We start from the raw sequence: 16,340 nt of genomic DNA, 5'->3' as shown, positions 1-16,340 counted from the left end.
TCTCGGCTGTCGTACCCCTGATCTCTCTACACAGTCTTGGTTACGCGCCAGGCTGGCTACACGCGTCGCTGGAGGCGATCCTTCATGCTGTCCGCTATGGCCGAACGCGCGCTGGTGAGCGGCCTAAAGCTTGTGGCGCAACGCCATAGCTGAGCGAGTTTTTCTCGCACTTTCGCGCTGAAAAGTACTTGGATGGCAGGGCAAGGACGTCGCAACGAGAGCTTTACTTAAGTCATTGATTTTGCTGCATCCGGGCTTTCGATTGATCCCCCCGCCCCTGCCGCGCGGAAGGGTTATGCAGGCCGTTTGCCCGTCTGCGCAGGGCAGAGGTAAGGCCGAGGGAAGGGTCAGGCAGGGTTGACGCAAGGATCGCGCAGGTAGCGGGCAGGCCCTACACCGGCAGCAAGACGAAAACGGCAGGTTTGTTCTCCGGACAGTGCCGGCGCCCCGAGGCATCCTCTTTGAGGACCGGGGCAACCCTAGGACTTCGACGGGACCCAAGACCCACAGCCTTTTCCGGGCCCCAGAGGCGCGCCATTGCACTTATCTCTGCAAGCGGCATCCTTAATGCAACGCGTCACCGGCATAGTTCGAAGTCCTTCGCCCCCTCTGTTCGAATAGAGGGGGCGAAGGCTGTGCTCATCTATGGTGGCTTTCGGCGACCTCGGACGCATTACTCTCCGTAACGTTTTGACGAACAATCATTTTCGAACGATTTGATAGCATCGGGTATTGCGTCATCTGCGGCTTTGATCCGCAAGCGATGCTCTACAACAGCCCCGCCTTTCAGTTCCAGAAAAGAAGAAACCAACGGCACTGCAGCAACATGCCGAACACTTTTTGGAACCATACTCATTCCTATAATGATCTTTTTTCACCAAATGGAGGCAAGTATTAGACAGGTATCAAGCGGCAACTTCGAACGGCACATCATGAAAGACACGGTCCAACCCATGAAGCTGCATCAGCGACTCGCGCAGGCCATCGTGGGTCACGGTGTGACCCATCTTTACGGTCTTGTCGGAGATGCGAACTTGTTCATGGTGGATTCATATGTCGATGCCGGACTGGGCCGCTACGTGCCTTGCACGCACGAAGCGAACGCGGTTCTCGCCGCGATCGGTTTTGCCCAGACCACTGGGCGCACCGGGGTCGCCACGATCACCCACGGCCCGGCACTCACGAATGTATCCACCGCATTGGCCGAGGCTGCGCGCGGCGGCATTCCGCTCGTACTGCTCTGCGGCGACACTCCTCCGGGCGACCTGCAGCACCTGCAGAAGATAGATCAGCGTGAGGTCGTCGCAGGTACAGGAGCGGTTTTCGTCGAGATGCGCCGTCCCGAGACCGCAATACAGGACCTTGACCGCGCGTTTCGGATCGCAGCGCATCGCCGGTGCCCGGTCGTCTTCAACATGCGGGTAGACCTGCAGTGGGCAACCGTCCCAGGCGGGGAGAAAGTGACACCCGTTCTCGATTTTGCCACCGCGCCTGCCTCGGGCGGGGCGTTGGAAGAAGCGGCCGGCATGCTGGCTTCCGCTCGCCGCCCTTTGATCCTGGCCGGCCGCGGCGCTATCGGTTCCGAGGCCCGTTCTGCCTTGCTGAGACTGGCCGCCCGGATCGAAGCTCCAGTGGCCACCACGCTGAAAGCCCAGGGGCTTTTCCGCGGAGAGCCATTCGACCTGGGCATCTGCGGTGGCCTGAGCCACCCGACCGCAACCGAGGTCATAATGCAGTCGGACTGCATAGTCGCCTTCGGCGCGAGCCTGAGCAAGCACACCACGGAAGAACGTGCCTACACCAAGGGCAAGCGGGTTGTTCAAGTTCTTCCCGATGTCGAAGAGAACCCGCGTCTGGATGATCCGACATTGCGGCTGATCGGCGACATCGCCGGCACGGCCGATGCCATCACTGAGTTGCTCGACATGGCAGAGATCCCGGGATCGGGCGCATGTGACGCCGATCTCGCTGCGCGGCTGCGGGGCGAGGCCGAGAACTTTGCCCGGCTTCCCGCCGCTTCTGCCACCGCGAATGGCACCGTCGACATGGTTCCGGCTCTGCGCCGCCTGCACCAAGCGTTGCCGCAGGACCGCGTTCTGGTGGCGGACCTTGGGCGTTTCGTCACCACCGCGTGGCGTAACATGCCGGTCACACGCCCGCAGGACCTTGTGTATACCTCGCACTTTGGTGCCATCGGCTGCGCCATGGGTCAGGCCATTGGGACCGCGACAGCAATAGATGACCGACCCACAGTTCTCGTTGCCGGCGACGGAGGCTTCGCGCTCTCCGGTCTCAGCGAGTTGATCACGGCGGTGCAGGAAAACGTCGACCTCGTCGCAATCATCTGCAACGACGGCAGCTATGGCGCAGAGCATGTCCAGTTCACCAACAGAAAGATGAAACCCGGCCTCTCGATGATCGCCAGGATAGACTTTGTGGCCGCCGCAACGGCCCTGGGGCTGAATGCGATCCGGGTCGAAGACATGCAAAGCCTGGATGCGGCCTGTGCCGCCATCGCGACACGGGACCGTCCCATACTGATCGACCTTCGGCTCGACCCTGAGAAAATCGAGATGTAGCCGCCCACGAGATCCCGTCCTCACCAGGGGCGGGCCACAAGGGGTATGCTGGCTCCTCCCCCGGCAGCTCCGCAATCGAGAATGAACGCCAACCCCAACAGGAGACCACGAATGACACTTTCCCGTCGAAACTTTCTAAAGACCTCCGCCGGTGCCGCCGCTCTCGGCGCCGTCGGACTGCCCGCCTTTGCGCAGTCCAACACATTTATCGTCAACATGTTCGGCGGCCGCTGGGAACACGACTGGCGCCAGCATGTGATGCCGAAATTCGCGGAACAGATCGGCCGCGATTTCGACCTGGATATCGGTCTCGGCATGGCCTGGATCTCGAGCTTCCGCGCGGCCGGCCCGGAGAACCCGCCGTTCCCCGCCGTCATGCTGAACGAAAAATACACCGCGATGATCCGCAACGACGACTACTTCGCCGTGCTGACGCCGGAGAACGTGCCGAACATGGCCGACGTGATCGAACCCGCGATCCTGAAGGGCAACACTGCAGTCACCGGCATGCTGGCGCCGCTGGTCATCGCCTACCGCACCGACCTTGTGTCCGAGCCTCCGAAGGGCTGGGCCGACCTCTGGGATGACCGTTTCAAGGGGCAGTTGGGCCTGTACAAGATCACCAACTCCGCCGCGACCATGATGGCCATGTGGGCGGGCGAGCACTTCGGCTCGGGACGTGACGACGTCGAAACCGCCGTTGCGAAGTTCAAGGAACTCTCGCCGTTCCCGCAGATCGGTTACTCGGCGCAGCTGACCCCGCTTCTCACCCAGGGCCAAATCTCGGTTGCACCGATCGACCTGGGCGAAGTCAAGACCATGCAGGAACAGGGCGTGCCGATCGACTACGTCGTGCCCGAAGAAGGCATGCTGGTCTTCGATCACTCCTTCTCGGTCTTCAAGAACCACCCCGACAAGCAACTGGGCTTCGACTACATCAACTTTGTCCTATCTCCCGAAATCCAACTCTGGATGGCAGAGAACTGGCTCATTGCCCCGACGAACAAGACCGTGGAACTGCCCGAGGAACTGCAGAAATGGCCGCTGCAACCCGAGGTGGTCAGCCAGGCAATCCGATTTGACTGGGACGAGACTCTTGCCATCATGCCGGGCTTGAACGACCTCTGGGAACGGACGATCTGAGTTATGGCGACGGTTGAAGTCAGGGATCTGCGCAAGCGGTACCACAATTTTCTTGCGCTCGACGGCGTGTCACTCAAGGCCGAATCCGGCCAACTGGTGACGCTGCTTGGGCCTTCGGGATGCGGCAAGAGCACCACGCTTCGGTGTCTTGCGGGCTTCCTCGAACCCAACGGTGGGGAAATCACGGTAGCGGGAGAATCCATCCTTTCGACCCCTGCCAACCGTCGCGGTTTCGGCGTGGTCTTTCAGAACTACGCCCTGTTTCCGCATATGACCGTAGCCGAGAATATCGGCTACGGGCTAAAACTCCAGAAGGTATCGAAGTCCGAACTGACCAGCCGCGTCAACGAAGTGATGGACCTCGTGCGCCTTGACGGTCTGAGTGACCGCCTCCCGCGGGAAATCTCGGGCGGACAACAGCAACGTGTGGCCTTGGCCCGCGCACTGGTACTCAAACCCAAATTGCTTCTGCTGGACGAACCGCTGGCAAACCTTGACGCCCGGTTGCGCGACGAGGTCCGCTGGCTGATCCGCGACCTGCAGCAACAATCCGGGATTACCGCATTCTACGTCACCCACGACCAATCCGAGGCTATGGCCATGTCGGACATGGTCGCGGTGATGAAGGCGGGCCGCGTTGCGCAGTTCGCCACCCCGCGCGAGATCTACCAGAAACCGACTGAACGCTACGTCGCCGATTTCACGGGCGAGGCGAATTTCCTTTCCTGCACCGATGTCACGCCACAAGGTGACGGCCGCTATGCCATCGCCGTCGCCGGCACGACACTTGAACTGGGTGGCGTGCCCGGGATCGCCTCCGGCGCCCCGGCCGAACTGCTGCTGCGCCCCGAAGCCCTGGAGCTAACCATGCCGGAGTCCGGCACCTTCCGGGGCACGGTGACGAAATCGGCCTTTCTTGGGTCTGCGCTTCATTGCGAAATTACCTTGCCCGATGACAGCATCCTGAAACTGTCAGCCGAACCCAACACGCAAGTCACCACTGGCGATGCGGTCGGCATCGCAATCGACCGCAGCCACGCCTGGTTGATGCCCAAGGTCGCGCCATGAGACTGCCCAACCCCAGGCTGCTTCTGGCGGTCCCCGCCATCGCCCTGATCTTCGTGTTCATGATCCTTCCGATCACGAACATGGCCGAGATGAGTTTTCGCACAACCGGAACGTCTGAGCCTTTCGGCGAGGATTACACCCTGGCACACTACAGCCGTATCTTCGGCGATGCCTACTACTGGGGCGTCCTTGTGCGCTCGCTTTTGACCGCGGCCACGGTGACGGTACTCTGCCTTCTGGTCAGCTACCCGATCGCTTGGCACATGTCGAAAGCCAAGGGAATGAAAGCCGTCTTCCTCTACGCCTGCATCGCCTCCCCGCTGATGACCGGCGTGCTGGTCCGCAATTTCGGCTGGATGATCGTGGCCGCTCTCAATGGCCCGCTGAATGAGACACTGATGGCCCTGGGCATCATCGAGCGTCCACTGCGGCTGCTGTTCACCCAGGGGTTGGTAATTCTGGCCCTGGTCCACGTCTTCGTTCCCTTCATGGTGCTGCCGATCAACAATGCCTTGCGTAACATCTCGCCCACCCTGATCGAGGCATCGACCTCTATGGGTGCCAGCCGCCGCGACGTGTTTCGGGACATCATCCTTCCGCTCAGCTTTCCCGGAATCTATCCTGGGGTCATCCTCGTCTATGTCCTGGCCGTCGCCGCCTTTGTGACGCCTGCGCTGCTGGGTGGGCAGATGGTCAGCTACATGCCGACCCTCATCATTGGGGAACTGACGGGCACCTTCCAATGGCCCTTCGGCTCGGCCCTCGCGATCGTGCTCTCCCTCTCGACCGTCATTGTCGTGGCGATCTTCACCGCACTGACTGCGAAACTGATGGAAAGGTCCAAGGCATGAGTGACGCAACTTCCGCCTTCAGCCACCAGAGGCCCGTCAACATCGCCTTTGGCATCCTGATCATCTTGCTTTACGTCTTTCTGATGGCCCCGCTGGTCATGATCGTCGGCGCATCCTTCACCGGCGGACTGCTGATCGACTTTCCGCCGCAGGGTCTGTCCCTGAAATGGTATTTCGAGTTTTTCGAGCGCCAGGACCTGGTCGACGGACTGCTGATGTCGCTGCGTATCGGCGCGATCACCGCGGTGGTCACCATGACCGTCGCCATGATGGCCGCGCTGGCGGGACAGGCGATCTCTGGCCGGTTGTCGGGCTGGTTCCAGCTGGGCATGACGCTGCCACTGCTGGTGCCCGAACTGCTGACGGCTGTGGGCTTGCTGTTCTTCCTCTACAAGATCGAACTGGGCAAGACCGTGGTCGGCCTGCAGATGGGCCATATCCTGATGTCCTTTCCCTATGCCTATGTCTCCATTGCCGCCGCCATGCGGCAGGTACCCGCGTCATTGGAAGAGGCCTCGGCCAGCCTGGGCGCGACGGGGTGGCAAACCTTCCGCCTGGTGATCCTGCCATTGGTGATGCCGGGACTGGCGATGGGCGGGATCTTTGCCTTCATCAACAGTTTCGATCTCTACACCATCTCGCTGCTTCTCAAGCCGCTGGGCGGGAACACGCTTCCGCTCGCCCTGTTTGATTTCCTGACTTACGAGTTCAAGCCCACTGCGGCCGCCGCCGCCACCCTGTCGATCCTCTTGTCGATCCTGGGCGTGGCGATTGTTCAGAAACTCGTCGGCCTGCAACGCGCCTTCTGACCCGGTTTCAGTCGGCCACAACAGAAAGTTCTCCCGATGCCCGATCCATCGGACAGCATACCCGCGCGCCCGCGCGTCCTGTACCAGCTCGCCAGCCCGTTGCACCTGACCCGGGGACCCGAGGTCGTGGCGCGCAGGCAGCGGATGATGCAGGCGTGGGCGCCCTCTCTGCAGGTAGACATCGCCTCGCCCGAAACGGGACCGGCCGCGATCGAATCCGCCTCCGACGCAGCATTGGTCTTTCCGGCCCTGCGCGACTCCGCCGCCACATGGGCAGGTGCGGGTATCGAGGCGGTCCTGATCGGTTGCTTCAGCGATCCCGGCGTCGACGCGCTGTCCGAGGTCTCCGGCCTGCCCGTCATCGGTCCGGGTGAGGCCGGCATTCTGGCCGCCGTGCAATTGGGGGAGCGTTTTTCCGTCCTGTCATCCGACCCGACACCCCCCGGCCTGCGTCGCCGGATCCGCGGCATCGGCGTCGAGGGAAGTTTCGTCTCCGAGGTCACGGTGGGCTGCTCGGTGGCCGATCTCAACCGCGCCCCCGAAAGCCACCTGCCCACCGTCATCGACCGCGCCCGTGCTTGCGTGGCCCAGGGCGCCGATGTGCTTGTGCTGGGCTGCTTCGCCCTTTCCTTTACCCCGGGCCTGCCGGAACGGCTCGCGCGAGCCACCGGCGTTCCCGTCGTAAACCCCGTGATCGCCGGGCTGAAGGCCGCCGAAGCCGTGATCCAGTACCGCGCTGGCCTGCCCCGCGCAGAAACCTCTCAACTCCGGAGTGCAGAATGAACCAAACCACCCCTCCCGATGCGTTCCAGAGCCTTGTCGATGCCGCGCGTTTTCAGCGTCGCCGGCGGATACCCATCCCGGATTTCGCATACCCCGAAGGCGTCAAGATCGCCGTCAATTTCACGCTCGATTTCGACGCCATGCTACTGCGGCGCTTGCTGAACGAACCCTGGGGCCAGAGGGCCAAGGGCGAGTTCGGCGGTCGGGTTGGTGTCTGGCGGATCATGGAGATGTTCGACGAGGAGGAGGTGAAGGTCACGCTCTTCACACCCGGGCGCATCTGCGAGCTTTACCCCGATGTGCTGCACCATGTCGTCGCGTGCGGCCACGAGTTAGCCGATCATATGTGGGAACACGAAGTCTATGCCGACCCGGCCATCGAAGACGCCCATCTGTCCCGCACGCTTGCCGCACTGTCCGCCATCGCCGGAAAACCTGTCACCGGCACCCGCTCCAGCCACACCCCGGGCCTGCTGAAATCCAAGGGCGTGGTCTACAATTCCTTCACCTCCGCCAGTTACATGCCCTTCTACGAATTGGACGCCGAGGGCAGGAACCCGATCCTGCAACTGCCTTTCCACTACGCGCTGGACGATGCGATGTTTTTCAGCTTCGGCTGGCTCGACACGCCGAACCAGGCGCAGCGTGTCATGGACGTGGACGAGGTGTTCGAGATCTGGTGGGACGCCTTTGAACAGCAGTACAGGCAGGGAGGCTACGTCAACTTCCTGCTGCACCCATTCGTCTCGGGCCACGCCATGCGGGTCGACATGATCCAACGCCTGATCCAGCGGATGAAAACCCTGCCCGGTGTCTGGTTCCCCACGTGCGACGAACTCGCCCAGCACGTGCTTGCCCAGCACCCCCTGAAAGACCAGTCGGAGTAACCCATGCCCTGGAAAGACAACTACACCACCTCCGACGAAATCGGCATCCGCGATGGCGACGTGGTCTGGCCCCAAGGGCAACAGATGGCGCTTGGCCTGACGGTCAATCTGAATCCCGCCGGAACGGCCAGGGGCATCACCGCCAAGGACCTTGCCTATCCGACCTGGCACTTCGGTCTGAACGAGGGGCTGGACGCCTTTCTGGGGCTTTTCGCCGAACTGGGCATCCGCGCCACCTTCGCCACCCCGGCCCTCGTCGCCGAGGCCTACCCGGACGTGATTGCGCGCATCCTGGATCAGGGGCATGAAATCGCCGCCCAGGGGCTTTTGGGCGAGGACCCCGCAACTCTGGCGCCCGGTCAGGAAGCGGCGCACATGGAGCGCGCCACAGAGATCCTGACCCGCGTCACCGGGACCGCACCGAAGGGCTGGTTCGCCCTATCGCATCCCGATGATCGCGCCGCTACCGGATGTGCAACGGATGACACCGTCGCCCTGATGAAGGCACAAGGCTACGCCTATATCGGAAACGGGCTCGCGGACGATGCCCCCTATTATTGGGTCACCGATGCCGGCAAGGCCGAGGCACTGCTCGCCCTGCCCTACTACTATCATTTCGACGACACCTTCTTCCTGATGTTCCCCCGCGAAGGCACCGGGCTGGAACGGCCCGCGGCGCTGCTGCGCAACTGGCAGGCAGAGTTCCGCGCGCAATACCGGCGCGGTCGCTACTTCAACCTCTGCGTCTCCCCCGCCCGGTCCGGCTGGGGCCACCGCTTTGAGAACCTCGCAAGCTTCCTGCGCGATGCTTTGGCGCACCCCGGCGTCTGGGCAGTCACCGGCGCCGAAATCGCAGAGCACTGGGAGGCACACCACCCCGTCGCGACCCATCTCAGGCTCGCGCCTTCTATCTGGCGGGACTACGCGGACAGCCTGAGCTGAACAATGAAAACGGATAGCGAAGACATCCTGAGCGGCCTGCTGCGCTGGGTCGAGATCGACACGCCCACCGGCTCGGTCGAAACCATATCGTCACTGGTCGATCTGATCGCCTCGGAACTTGCCCCGCTTGGCTGCGAGATAGAGCGTATCCCCGGCCGCGATGGCATGGGTGACCACCTCGTTGCCCGCTTTTCCGGTGGGGACGGCCCCGGCGTTCTGGTGACCAGTCATATCGACACGGTTTGCGCCCCCGGCACGGTAGAGATCCGACGCGACGGCGACCGGCAATACGGCCCGGGCATCGCCGACATGAAGGGGGGCGGGTATCTCGCGCTTTGCGCGATGCGCGACATCGTGGAGAGCGGCACCGCCCTGCCCGGCCCGGTCACCCTGATCTACAATTCAGACGAGGAGATCGGCTCGCCCACTTCGCACGGACTGATCCAGGCCGAGGCCCGGAAACACGGCGCGGCGCTGATCCCGGAACCCGCGCGCGGCGACGAAGCAATTACCTTTCGCAAGGGCCGCGCCAAGTACACGCTGGACTTTCACGGACGCGAAAGCCACGCAGGTTCCGCCTTTGCAGACGGGCGCTCGGCCATCCTGGAAATGGCCCGCACCATCGGCAGGTTGGAAAGCCTGACCGACCTCGAGACCGAAACCACGGTGAACGTGGGACGTGTGCGCGGCGGAACCGAGCCGAACGTGGTTGCGGGTCATGCCGCCTGCGACATCGACGTGCGCTTTGCCGATGACACGCTCGGGCAGGCAGTGGAGACGCGCTTGCGTGGGCTGACCGCGACCGACCCCGACGTGACGATCACTCTGTCGGGAGAGATCGAGAAGCCCTGCCTTGCCCGCACGCCGGCAACCCTTGCCATGTTCACACGGGCCGCCGAAATCAACGCAGGGCTCGGCGCGCCGATGATCGAGACCCGGTCCGGCGGCGGGAGCGACGGCAATTTCACCTGCGCCGTCGGCGTGCCCACGCTGGATGGCCTGGGCGCGGTCGGCAACGACTGGCATTCGCCGCAAGAACACATCCTCGTTTCACCGTTGGCACGCCGCAAAGCGCTGCTGCGCGACCTGATACTGACCTACGCGGCCATGCGCCCGACCGGAGAACCCCGATGACCCCCAACTTTGGCCAGACCCGTTCCGACATCCGTCGCAATCACGCCCTGCTCACCCCGGAAAGCCATGAATGGATTACCCAGCCGGATTGGCCGGGCGCCGAGCTAGCCTTTCTCATCAGTCCCGATATGGGCGCCAAGTTCGCGATGGCCCTTGTCCGCGCCGAGGCAGGGCTGACAGACATCGGGACCGCCACTGAGGGCGTAGCGCGCTTCGTCTTCGTACTGGAAGGTGCCCTGACCTTTGCCGATGGCAACACGCTGGGTCCGGAAGGCTATGCCTTCCTCCCGCCGGCTTACGATGCCTTGCTGTCCGCATCTTCTGACACGCGCTTTGTCCTGTTCGAATGGCAGTTCCTGGCGCGGGGAGACATCCCTGCCCCCATGTTCGGCTCTGTCGACGGGATCGAGGGCACAGCCCTGCGCGGGGATGACTGGCTGATCGTGCAGAAGATGCTGCCCACCGACCCTGCCTTCGATGGCGAGTTCAACATCATGAACTTCCACCCGGGCGCCTCGCTTGCATATGTCGAGACGCATTTCATGGAACACGGCTTGCTCATGCTGGACGGGGGCGGCGTCTACCGGCTTGACGACCGCTGGTATCCCGTGGGGGCGGGCGACGCGATCTGGATGGGCCCGCATGTGCCCCAATGGTTCGGGGCACTGGGACGAGAGCCGTCGCGCTACCTGATCTACAAGAACTACAACCGCTCACCACTGGCCGAGCGATGACCGGATCACCCGCCGTATTGCGCGAAGACCGTCTTGATTGCCGCCGCAAAGGCCACCGAAGATGCCGTCGGAGTGCGCCCCGCCAAACGACAACACGAAAGGGGCTTGCTGACGAACGACGGGTTCTCCAGCTCGATGAAGGCGATGTTCTCACGCTTGTACTGGAGGAAGCGTCCGATGACGATGCTAATCCCCATGCCGTCCTCGACCATCTGGCGCAGGAGAGTAAAGCTGTTGGTGTTCAGCACTTCCCGAACATCGACATTGTTGCGCACCAGGGCGTCCTGCAACATCTGGTGCAGCGCGATGGAGTGATGGGGAAAGATGAACCTTTCGCCAGAAATGTCTTCCAATCGGATTCTGCGCATCCGCGCCATCGGGTGATCCATCGCGGTGATCACGTAGGTGCGCCTGTGCAAGGTCGCCAGCGTCTCGAGATCGGGGGAAGACGGGAAGTTGTAACCCAACGCGATGTCAATGTCGCCCTCGTGCATCCGCCTGAGGATTTCCGGAGTGTTCTCGACGAAAATCGTGAACATCAGGTTGGGATGATTTCGGTTCATGTCCCGCAAAATGCCGGGCAGGAGATCCGAGGCCAGCACCTCGTTGACCCCCAACCGCAGATGGCCACGCTGCAACCCCTGCAACTGGCCGATCTCGTCAGTCGCGATGCTGAGTTCGTTGAGCACGGAGGCACATCGATAAAGCAGGATTTCCCCGGCCTCTGTCAGTTCCAGCCCCTTACGCCCACGATCCCGGCTAAAAAGCTCCACTTCGAGGCTCAACTCGAGGTTCTTGATCTGCTTGCTGACCGCCGAAGGCGCCACATGCAGCTTTTCGGCCGCCGCCCGAAACGAGCCCAGCCGCGCGACCTCGACGAAATGACGAAGCCCGGGCAAGCGGCTGAGGATCTTGGTGGACGACATGGCGGGCACTCTGAATCCGGCAGGAATCTTACAAGGAGCGCATCATAGATGAAGAAGGCTGGCATACAACTCGACGCCGATTGCGCATCCGGTCTGACGGAACTTGCAGCGGCGCTCGGCACGAAGGCCGTTCTGACTGAACCGGCCGATTGCGACCGATACGCATCGGACCAGTCAGGTCTGATCGGGGCACGCCCCCTTGCAGTGCTGCGGCCAGCGAACACCGAAGAGGTGGCGGAGGCGCTGAGGATTTGTACGCGCCATCGCATCGCCGTGGTGCCTCAAGGCGGCCGAACCGGCCTGTCTGGCGGCGCCAGCAGCCCGGCAGGCGCCGTTGTTCTGTCGACAGAACGCATGACCGGGGTGATCGAACTTGACCGCCAGGGCATGACGATGACGGTTTGGGCCGGTACGCCACTGGAGACAGTTCAGACCACGGCCCGCGAAGCCGGGCTCGATTATCCGGTCGACATCGGCGCGCGGGGCACAGCCACGATCGGCGGGACGATCGCCACCAATGCGGGGGGCATCCGTGTGCTGCAGCACGGAATGACCCGGCAGAACGTGCTGGGGCTAGAAGCGGTGCTGGCGGATGGCACCATCCTTTCCCGCCTTGGCAAGACGATGAAGGACAATTCCGGTCTCGATCTGAAACACCTCCTGATCGGGTCCGAAGGCACACTGGGCGTCGTGACACGCGCGGTGCTGCAATTGCGCCAGAACGTTCCCGACAGTGCGCTGGCACTGATCGCCGTTCCGGATCACGCCGCGGCGCTATCCTGCCTGTCCGTCGCCCGCAGGTGGTTCGGATCGCGGATCTGCGCCTTTGAAGGCATGTGGCCGGACTATTGGGATTTCGTGTGCCGGCGAACCAGTCTCGCCGAGGCAGCAATCAGCGGGCAACATGGTTTCTATGTGCTGATTGAAGTCGAAACCGATCATGCGAATGGAGAAGACGCCCTGGAGACCTTCTTCGCCGAACTGTTCGAAAACGGCTTTGCCGAAGACGGCGTACTTGCCAAGTCTCTGGCGGAAACTCAATCCTTGTGGAGGATCCGCGAGGCCGTCGGCGAAGTCGACCCGGACTTTGGCCCCCACATCAATTTCGACATCGCTGTTGCACCGTCAGAACTCGGGAAGTTTTGCGAGTCCGCTGATGACTTGCTTGAGGGTCTTCAGGACGCGGCGGGGACGCTGAAGGTCGGTCACGTCGCAGACGGAAATGTGCATCTACTGGTTGCCCATGACGGCAGTGCCGAAGCAGAGGAAAGGATCGAGACCGCCATTTACGAGCTGCTCAGTGACTGGAATGGCGCGGTGACCGCGGAACATGGAGTTGGCCGTCTGAAAGTGCGATGGATCACTCATAGCCGCAGCCGCGAAGAAATGGCGGTCATGCACACCCTGAAAAGGCAGCTTGATCCCTTTGGGATTCTGAACCCGGGTGCGCTTTTCGGGGTGCCGGAGAGCTGAAGCTTTCCGTAGCCAGTGTTCCTCCGATTACACGTTGGCAATGAGGTTCCATGGCAAGAGCCCTGCGATGCGGCTCTGCATGTGCCCTCCAGCGATAGCTGTCAGGATTCTTGTCAGCCTAGCGCCTTCCGTCGGCGCATCTCGTCCTGCAGCAAGCCGCCATACTTTTCTTCCAGTTCAAGTAGGTCACCTAGCTGATCCCAGCCTTACGGCAGATCTCCGCAACCGGCGTGCCTTGCCCGCCCCGCTTCAGGATGAAGGCCTTCTGCGCTTCCGTGAACTTCGATGCTTTCATGCGTTTCCGCTCCTCTCCTAGCCACGCCAACTTAGCCGAAAACTCCAGTTTCAAATGGTCCAGTTTCCAGGGGGCAGAGCAGATCCTAAGCTGGGTATGTTCATCCAGCCCGACTGGTTTGAGGTGACCGAGGCGGGGGTGGGGACGAATAGGTATGCCTTTTCGGCGAACGATCCAGTGAATTTGAAGGATCCAGGGGGGAACGAATATGATGACTACCATTTAGACGATAATTTGGCAGACGAGAGGAACCGAGATTTTGCAGAACGTCATGAGGCGGAAGCAAAGGCACTTAGAAATAGCACTGCAATTTCCGACAGAATAGCCGTTCTACTCGGAGCGGCCCGGGCGTTGGAAATAAGATCCGCCGATCGACGGGCTCGAATTGGCCTAACGTCGGATCAAAGGTGGCATCTGGATATGGAGAGCTTTGTTGTTGAAACTGCCATTGCCTTTTCCGGCACGCGCGCCCGAAAAATATTTGAAGGCAAATTCCCCCGCCCGGGGGTCCATAGAGCTGATCTGAAGGAGGCAAGTAAAAATTATATTGACCACCACCTTCTCGGAACTCCTGCAACCGATAAATTGTTAGCCAAAGGGGAATCAATTCATGTATTTAATGACATGGCAATGTTGCGTCGGGTTCAGAATGAACTTTTGAAAAGAGGTAACTATATGGGCTCAACCCGCGGTCACGAGAGATATGGCTTGTATTTTGACAAGCCAATTGGATTCAGAATAAAAGATGGTGTTGTTACGAACCGCTTGCGCTATGGAGAGTTGAAGGTGTATAATGATGGCACTTATCATGTTGTGCCGCGAACGCATCCGGCCCGGTAGTGGATAAAGGGATTTGGGATGTTAGCGGTTGAAAAAGACATTGAGTGGTACGAGGTATGGACCGATGCGCGCCCTGATATGGTATATGTTTTGGTCCTTTTATTGTCGACATCAGAGGGGTTTATTGTTTTTGACCCGAAAATAGAAAAAATAGTTGCAAAATTTCGCACCTATGATGACGCTTTAAACTTTCTGTGCGAAGATGAGTTTTCTAAGGTCGTCGGACGAGAAATAGTAGACAAGTGAGATTCCAATGGTCGGGGCGGCAATGTTGCGAAATCCGTTGAAAGATGGATTCCTCATTTTGCTTGGATGGCCTTGCAATGCGCGCTCTGTGCGCTGTGAGCTGATTCAGCGCATCCAACTTGAATTTTTCGCTATGATTTCTGGCCCCTACGTCGACCTACTTGCCTCAAAGATAGGGGGGGGGGGGGGGAGGGGGGCGAATCATCTGAAAATCTTTGAAAAGCTCACCTTCTTATTTTTCGATGTCTGTTAAAAAATTGCCCGAGTACGATTCGGGAGACGGGTTGATCACATTTGGCTGAAATTGCACCCCGACTTGGGGCGCCTGGCGCCAACTGCGTCACCATCCCCTCCTTCCCCCATTCAATCCTCATTCGGCTCATCGTTTGCGCCAAACTGCTCAACCGCCCGAGAGGTTCCGTCTCCGCCAATTCCCGCCGCACCCGCAAAATCCGATCTACCGGCAATCCCACCGCGCGCAACAGCTCGGGTGGGGCGAGGTAGAGATCAACCAACCCCTCCACATCCTGCAAGCGCAGCTCATAGCGTCGCCCGTCAAAGTCCATCTCAATCGGCGTGCTGTCCAAAGGCAGCGCCCCGCCGTCCAGCCCCATCATGGCCAGCCCCAGATCCCCTGTAGTCAGCGCGTCCAATGCCCGCCGATCCATCGCCTCACGATGTTCGGCGATCAACCGCCCCTTGACACGCATCTGCGCCATTTCCTGGGCTTGAAGCACAGCGAGCACCGAGGCTATGCTGAGAAAAGCCAGAAGAACAGGCAGCAACGTGATCCAGTTTCGTTTCCCGCGCAGCCTGTTGGCGCTTTCCGCCCTTTTCACAATCACCGCCCTTCTTTCCTTAATCTGGATAGACCCAAGAGCCGCGCTCTATCTCATTGCGACCCTTCCCGCGCTTATCCTCGGCGCTCATCATGACCTTGTCACGCAAGAGATCCCGGATTTGGCCTCATTGTGGATCCTTGGTGTCGGAGCGGTACGTTTGGCACGCTCCGCTGACCCGGCCTGGCCAACGCTGATCGCGGCAGCTGTCATCACAGCCATCCTATAGGCCTCCAGTGAACTCTACTTTCGCAAGAAAGGCACCGAGGCGCTTGGCCTGGGGGGATATCAAATTGATTGGTGCGGCTGCGGTCTTTTTGGGGCCGGTGGGTCTTTGGGCTCTATTCCTGATTGCGCCAATAGGTGGAATAGCCTTTGCGATTTTGAGGCAAGGCAGCTCAGGTGGTGTTCCCTTTGGACCGTTTATCGCATACGGAGTGATCCTGAGTATTGCCGTTTTTCATTGAACAGGTAGGGGGGCGTGACCGTGAAGCTTGCCAAACGGAACCCTCGTGCTGGCATGTCCCTTTTGGAAGTCATGGTGGTTCTGGCCATTATGGCACTGGTGATCGGCATCGCAGCACCCCGCTTTATTGACAGTTTCGGGCGCGCCAAAGGGCAGTCCGCTTTGATCCAGATGGGCAACCTGCGTGCCGCTGTGCAACTATTTTACATTGATATGGGGCGGGTACCGTCACCGGCGGAGGGTCTTGAGGCGTTGATCCGGGCGCCACGTGGCACGACAGACTGGCGTGGGCCATATATTGACCCGCCCCCGCTGATTGGTCCGG

Annotated in this window: 17 protein-coding genes and 1 pseudogene; 15 read left to right on the top strand and 3 right to left on the bottom strand. The window is 60.8% G+C overall.

Annotated features, from left to right (window positions below; genetic code table 11):
- Positions 1 to 932 precede the first annotated feature (932 nt).
- From PVW46_RS27815 to allE, 10 genes are all read left to right on the top strand, one after another.
- Positions 933 to 2,579: a thiamine pyrophosphate-binding protein gene (locus PVW46_RS27815; RefSeq protein ID WP_069208666.1), complete on the top strand. Its 1,647-nt coding sequence runs from the start codon at positions 933 to 935 to the stop codon at positions 2,577 to 2,579.
- A gap of 111 nt (positions 2,580 to 2,690) precedes the next feature.
- A complete protein-coding gene (locus tag PVW46_RS27810) occupies positions 2,691 to 3,722 on the top strand; it encodes an ABC transporter substrate-binding protein (protein ID WP_069208592.1) in 1,032 nt (343 codons plus the stop codon).
- A 3-nt stretch (positions 3,723 to 3,725) separates the two neighbouring features.
- Positions 3,726 to 4,790 carry an ABC transporter ATP-binding protein gene (locus tag PVW46_RS27805; protein WP_069208591.1) on the top strand — a complete coding sequence of 355 codons (1,065 nt, stop codon included), beginning with the start codon at positions 3,726 to 3,728 and terminating at the stop codon, positions 4,788 to 4,790.
- Positions 4,787 to 5,641: an ABC transporter permease gene (locus tag PVW46_RS27800; RefSeq protein ID WP_069208590.1), complete on the top strand. Its 855-nt coding sequence runs from the start codon at positions 4,787 to 4,789 to the stop codon at positions 5,639 to 5,641. Before PVW46_RS27805 ends, PVW46_RS27800 begins: the two co-directional genes overlap by 4 nt.
- Positions 5,638 to 6,450 (top strand): ABC transporter permease, encoded by an 813-nt coding sequence (locus tag PVW46_RS27795; protein ID WP_043144787.1) that lies wholly within the window; start codon positions 5,638 to 5,640, stop codon positions 6,448 to 6,450. Before PVW46_RS27800 ends, PVW46_RS27795 begins: the two co-directional genes overlap by 4 nt.
- A gap of 36 nt (positions 6,451 to 6,486) precedes the next feature.
- A complete protein-coding gene (locus PVW46_RS27790) occupies positions 6,487 to 7,233 on the top strand; it encodes an aspartate/glutamate racemase family protein (RefSeq protein WP_069208589.1) in 747 nt (248 codons plus the stop codon).
- Entirely contained in the window at positions 7,230 to 8,120 is an 891-nt protein-coding gene (locus tag PVW46_RS27785) for a polysaccharide deacetylase family protein (protein ID WP_043144785.1), read from the top strand. The genes PVW46_RS27790 and PVW46_RS27785 overlap by 4 nt, the downstream gene beginning before the upstream one ends.
- Before the next feature lie 3 nt (positions 8,121 to 8,123).
- Positions 8,124 to 9,062, top strand: coding sequence for a polysaccharide deacetylase family protein (locus PVW46_RS27780; RefSeq protein WP_043144784.1), 939 nt, complete (start codon positions 8,124 to 8,126; stop codon positions 9,060 to 9,062).
- A gap of 3 nt (positions 9,063 to 9,065) precedes the next feature.
- Positions 9,066 to 10,196: a M20 family metallopeptidase gene (locus PVW46_RS27775; protein WP_043144783.1), complete on the top strand. Its 1,131-nt coding sequence runs from the start codon at positions 9,066 to 9,068 to the stop codon at positions 10,194 to 10,196.
- Positions 10,193 to 10,930 (top strand): (S)-ureidoglycine aminohydrolase, encoded by a 738-nt coding sequence (gene allE, locus PVW46_RS27770; RefSeq protein ID WP_043144782.1) that lies wholly within the window; start codon positions 10,193 to 10,195, stop codon positions 10,928 to 10,930. The genes PVW46_RS27775 and allE overlap by 4 nt, the downstream gene beginning before the upstream one ends.
- A gap of 5 nt (positions 10,931 to 10,935) precedes the next feature.
- Here the strand turns inward: allE and PVW46_RS27765 are convergent, their stop codons facing one another.
- Entirely contained in the window at positions 10,936 to 11,856 is a 921-nt protein-coding gene (locus PVW46_RS27765) for a LysR family transcriptional regulator (RefSeq protein ID WP_043144781.1), read from the bottom strand.
- 48 nt (positions 11,857 to 11,904) lie between these two features.
- Between PVW46_RS27765 and PVW46_RS27760 the strand changes: the two genes are divergently transcribed.
- Complete coding sequence (locus PVW46_RS27760; RefSeq protein ID WP_069208587.1) at positions 11,905 to 13,329, top strand: FAD-binding oxidoreductase; 1,425 nt, start codon at positions 11,905 to 11,907, stop codon at positions 13,327 to 13,329.
- Positions 13,330 to 13,448: 119 nt separating this feature from the next.
- Here the strand turns inward: PVW46_RS27760 and PVW46_RS27755 are convergent.
- Positions 13,449 to 13,624: pseudogene (locus PVW46_RS27755) on the bottom strand (transposase); the annotation flags it as partial.
- A gap of 96 nt (positions 13,625 to 13,720) precedes the next feature.
- On the opposite strand from PVW46_RS27755, the gene PVW46_RS27750 reads away from it, so the two are divergent.
- Complete coding sequence (locus PVW46_RS27750; protein ID WP_274578280.1) at positions 13,721 to 14,464, top strand: DUF6972 family protein; 744 nt, start codon at positions 13,721 to 13,723, stop codon at positions 14,462 to 14,464.
- 18 nt (positions 14,465 to 14,482) lie between these two features.
- Positions 14,483 to 14,710, top strand: a complete 228-nt coding sequence (locus PVW46_RS27745; RefSeq protein ID WP_043144779.1) for a hypothetical protein — start codon at positions 14,483 to 14,485, stop codon at positions 14,708 to 14,710.
- Between the two features lie 224 nt (positions 14,711 to 14,934).
- Here the strand turns inward: PVW46_RS27745 and PVW46_RS27740 are convergent, their stop codons facing one another.
- Positions 14,935 to 15,495 carry a hypothetical protein gene (locus PVW46_RS27740; RefSeq protein ID WP_043144778.1) on the bottom strand — a complete coding sequence of 187 codons (561 nt, stop codon included), beginning with the start codon at positions 15,493 to 15,495 and terminating at the stop codon, positions 14,935 to 14,937.
- 1 nt (position 15,496) lies between these two features.
- On the opposite strand from PVW46_RS27740, the gene PVW46_RS27735 reads away from it, so the two are divergent.
- Positions 15,497 to 15,778, top strand: a complete 282-nt coding sequence (locus tag PVW46_RS27735) for a hypothetical protein (protein WP_043144777.1) — start codon at positions 15,497 to 15,499, stop codon at positions 15,776 to 15,778.
- Positions 15,779 to 16,030: 252 nt separating this feature from the next.
- Positions 16,031 to 16,340: type II secretion system protein GspG (locus PVW46_RS27730; RefSeq protein ID WP_274578279.1), on the top strand; the 310-nt coding region annotated here is incomplete at its 3' end.

The sequence above is a fragment of the Mameliella sp. AT18 genome, assembly GCF_028807275.1.
GTDB classification, from domain to species: Bacteria; Pseudomonadota; Alphaproteobacteria; order Rhodobacterales; family Rhodobacteraceae; genus Antarctobacter; species Antarctobacter albus.
Note: the sequence above shows the minus strand (reverse complement) of the source record. Positions and strands in the feature narration are given on the sequence as shown.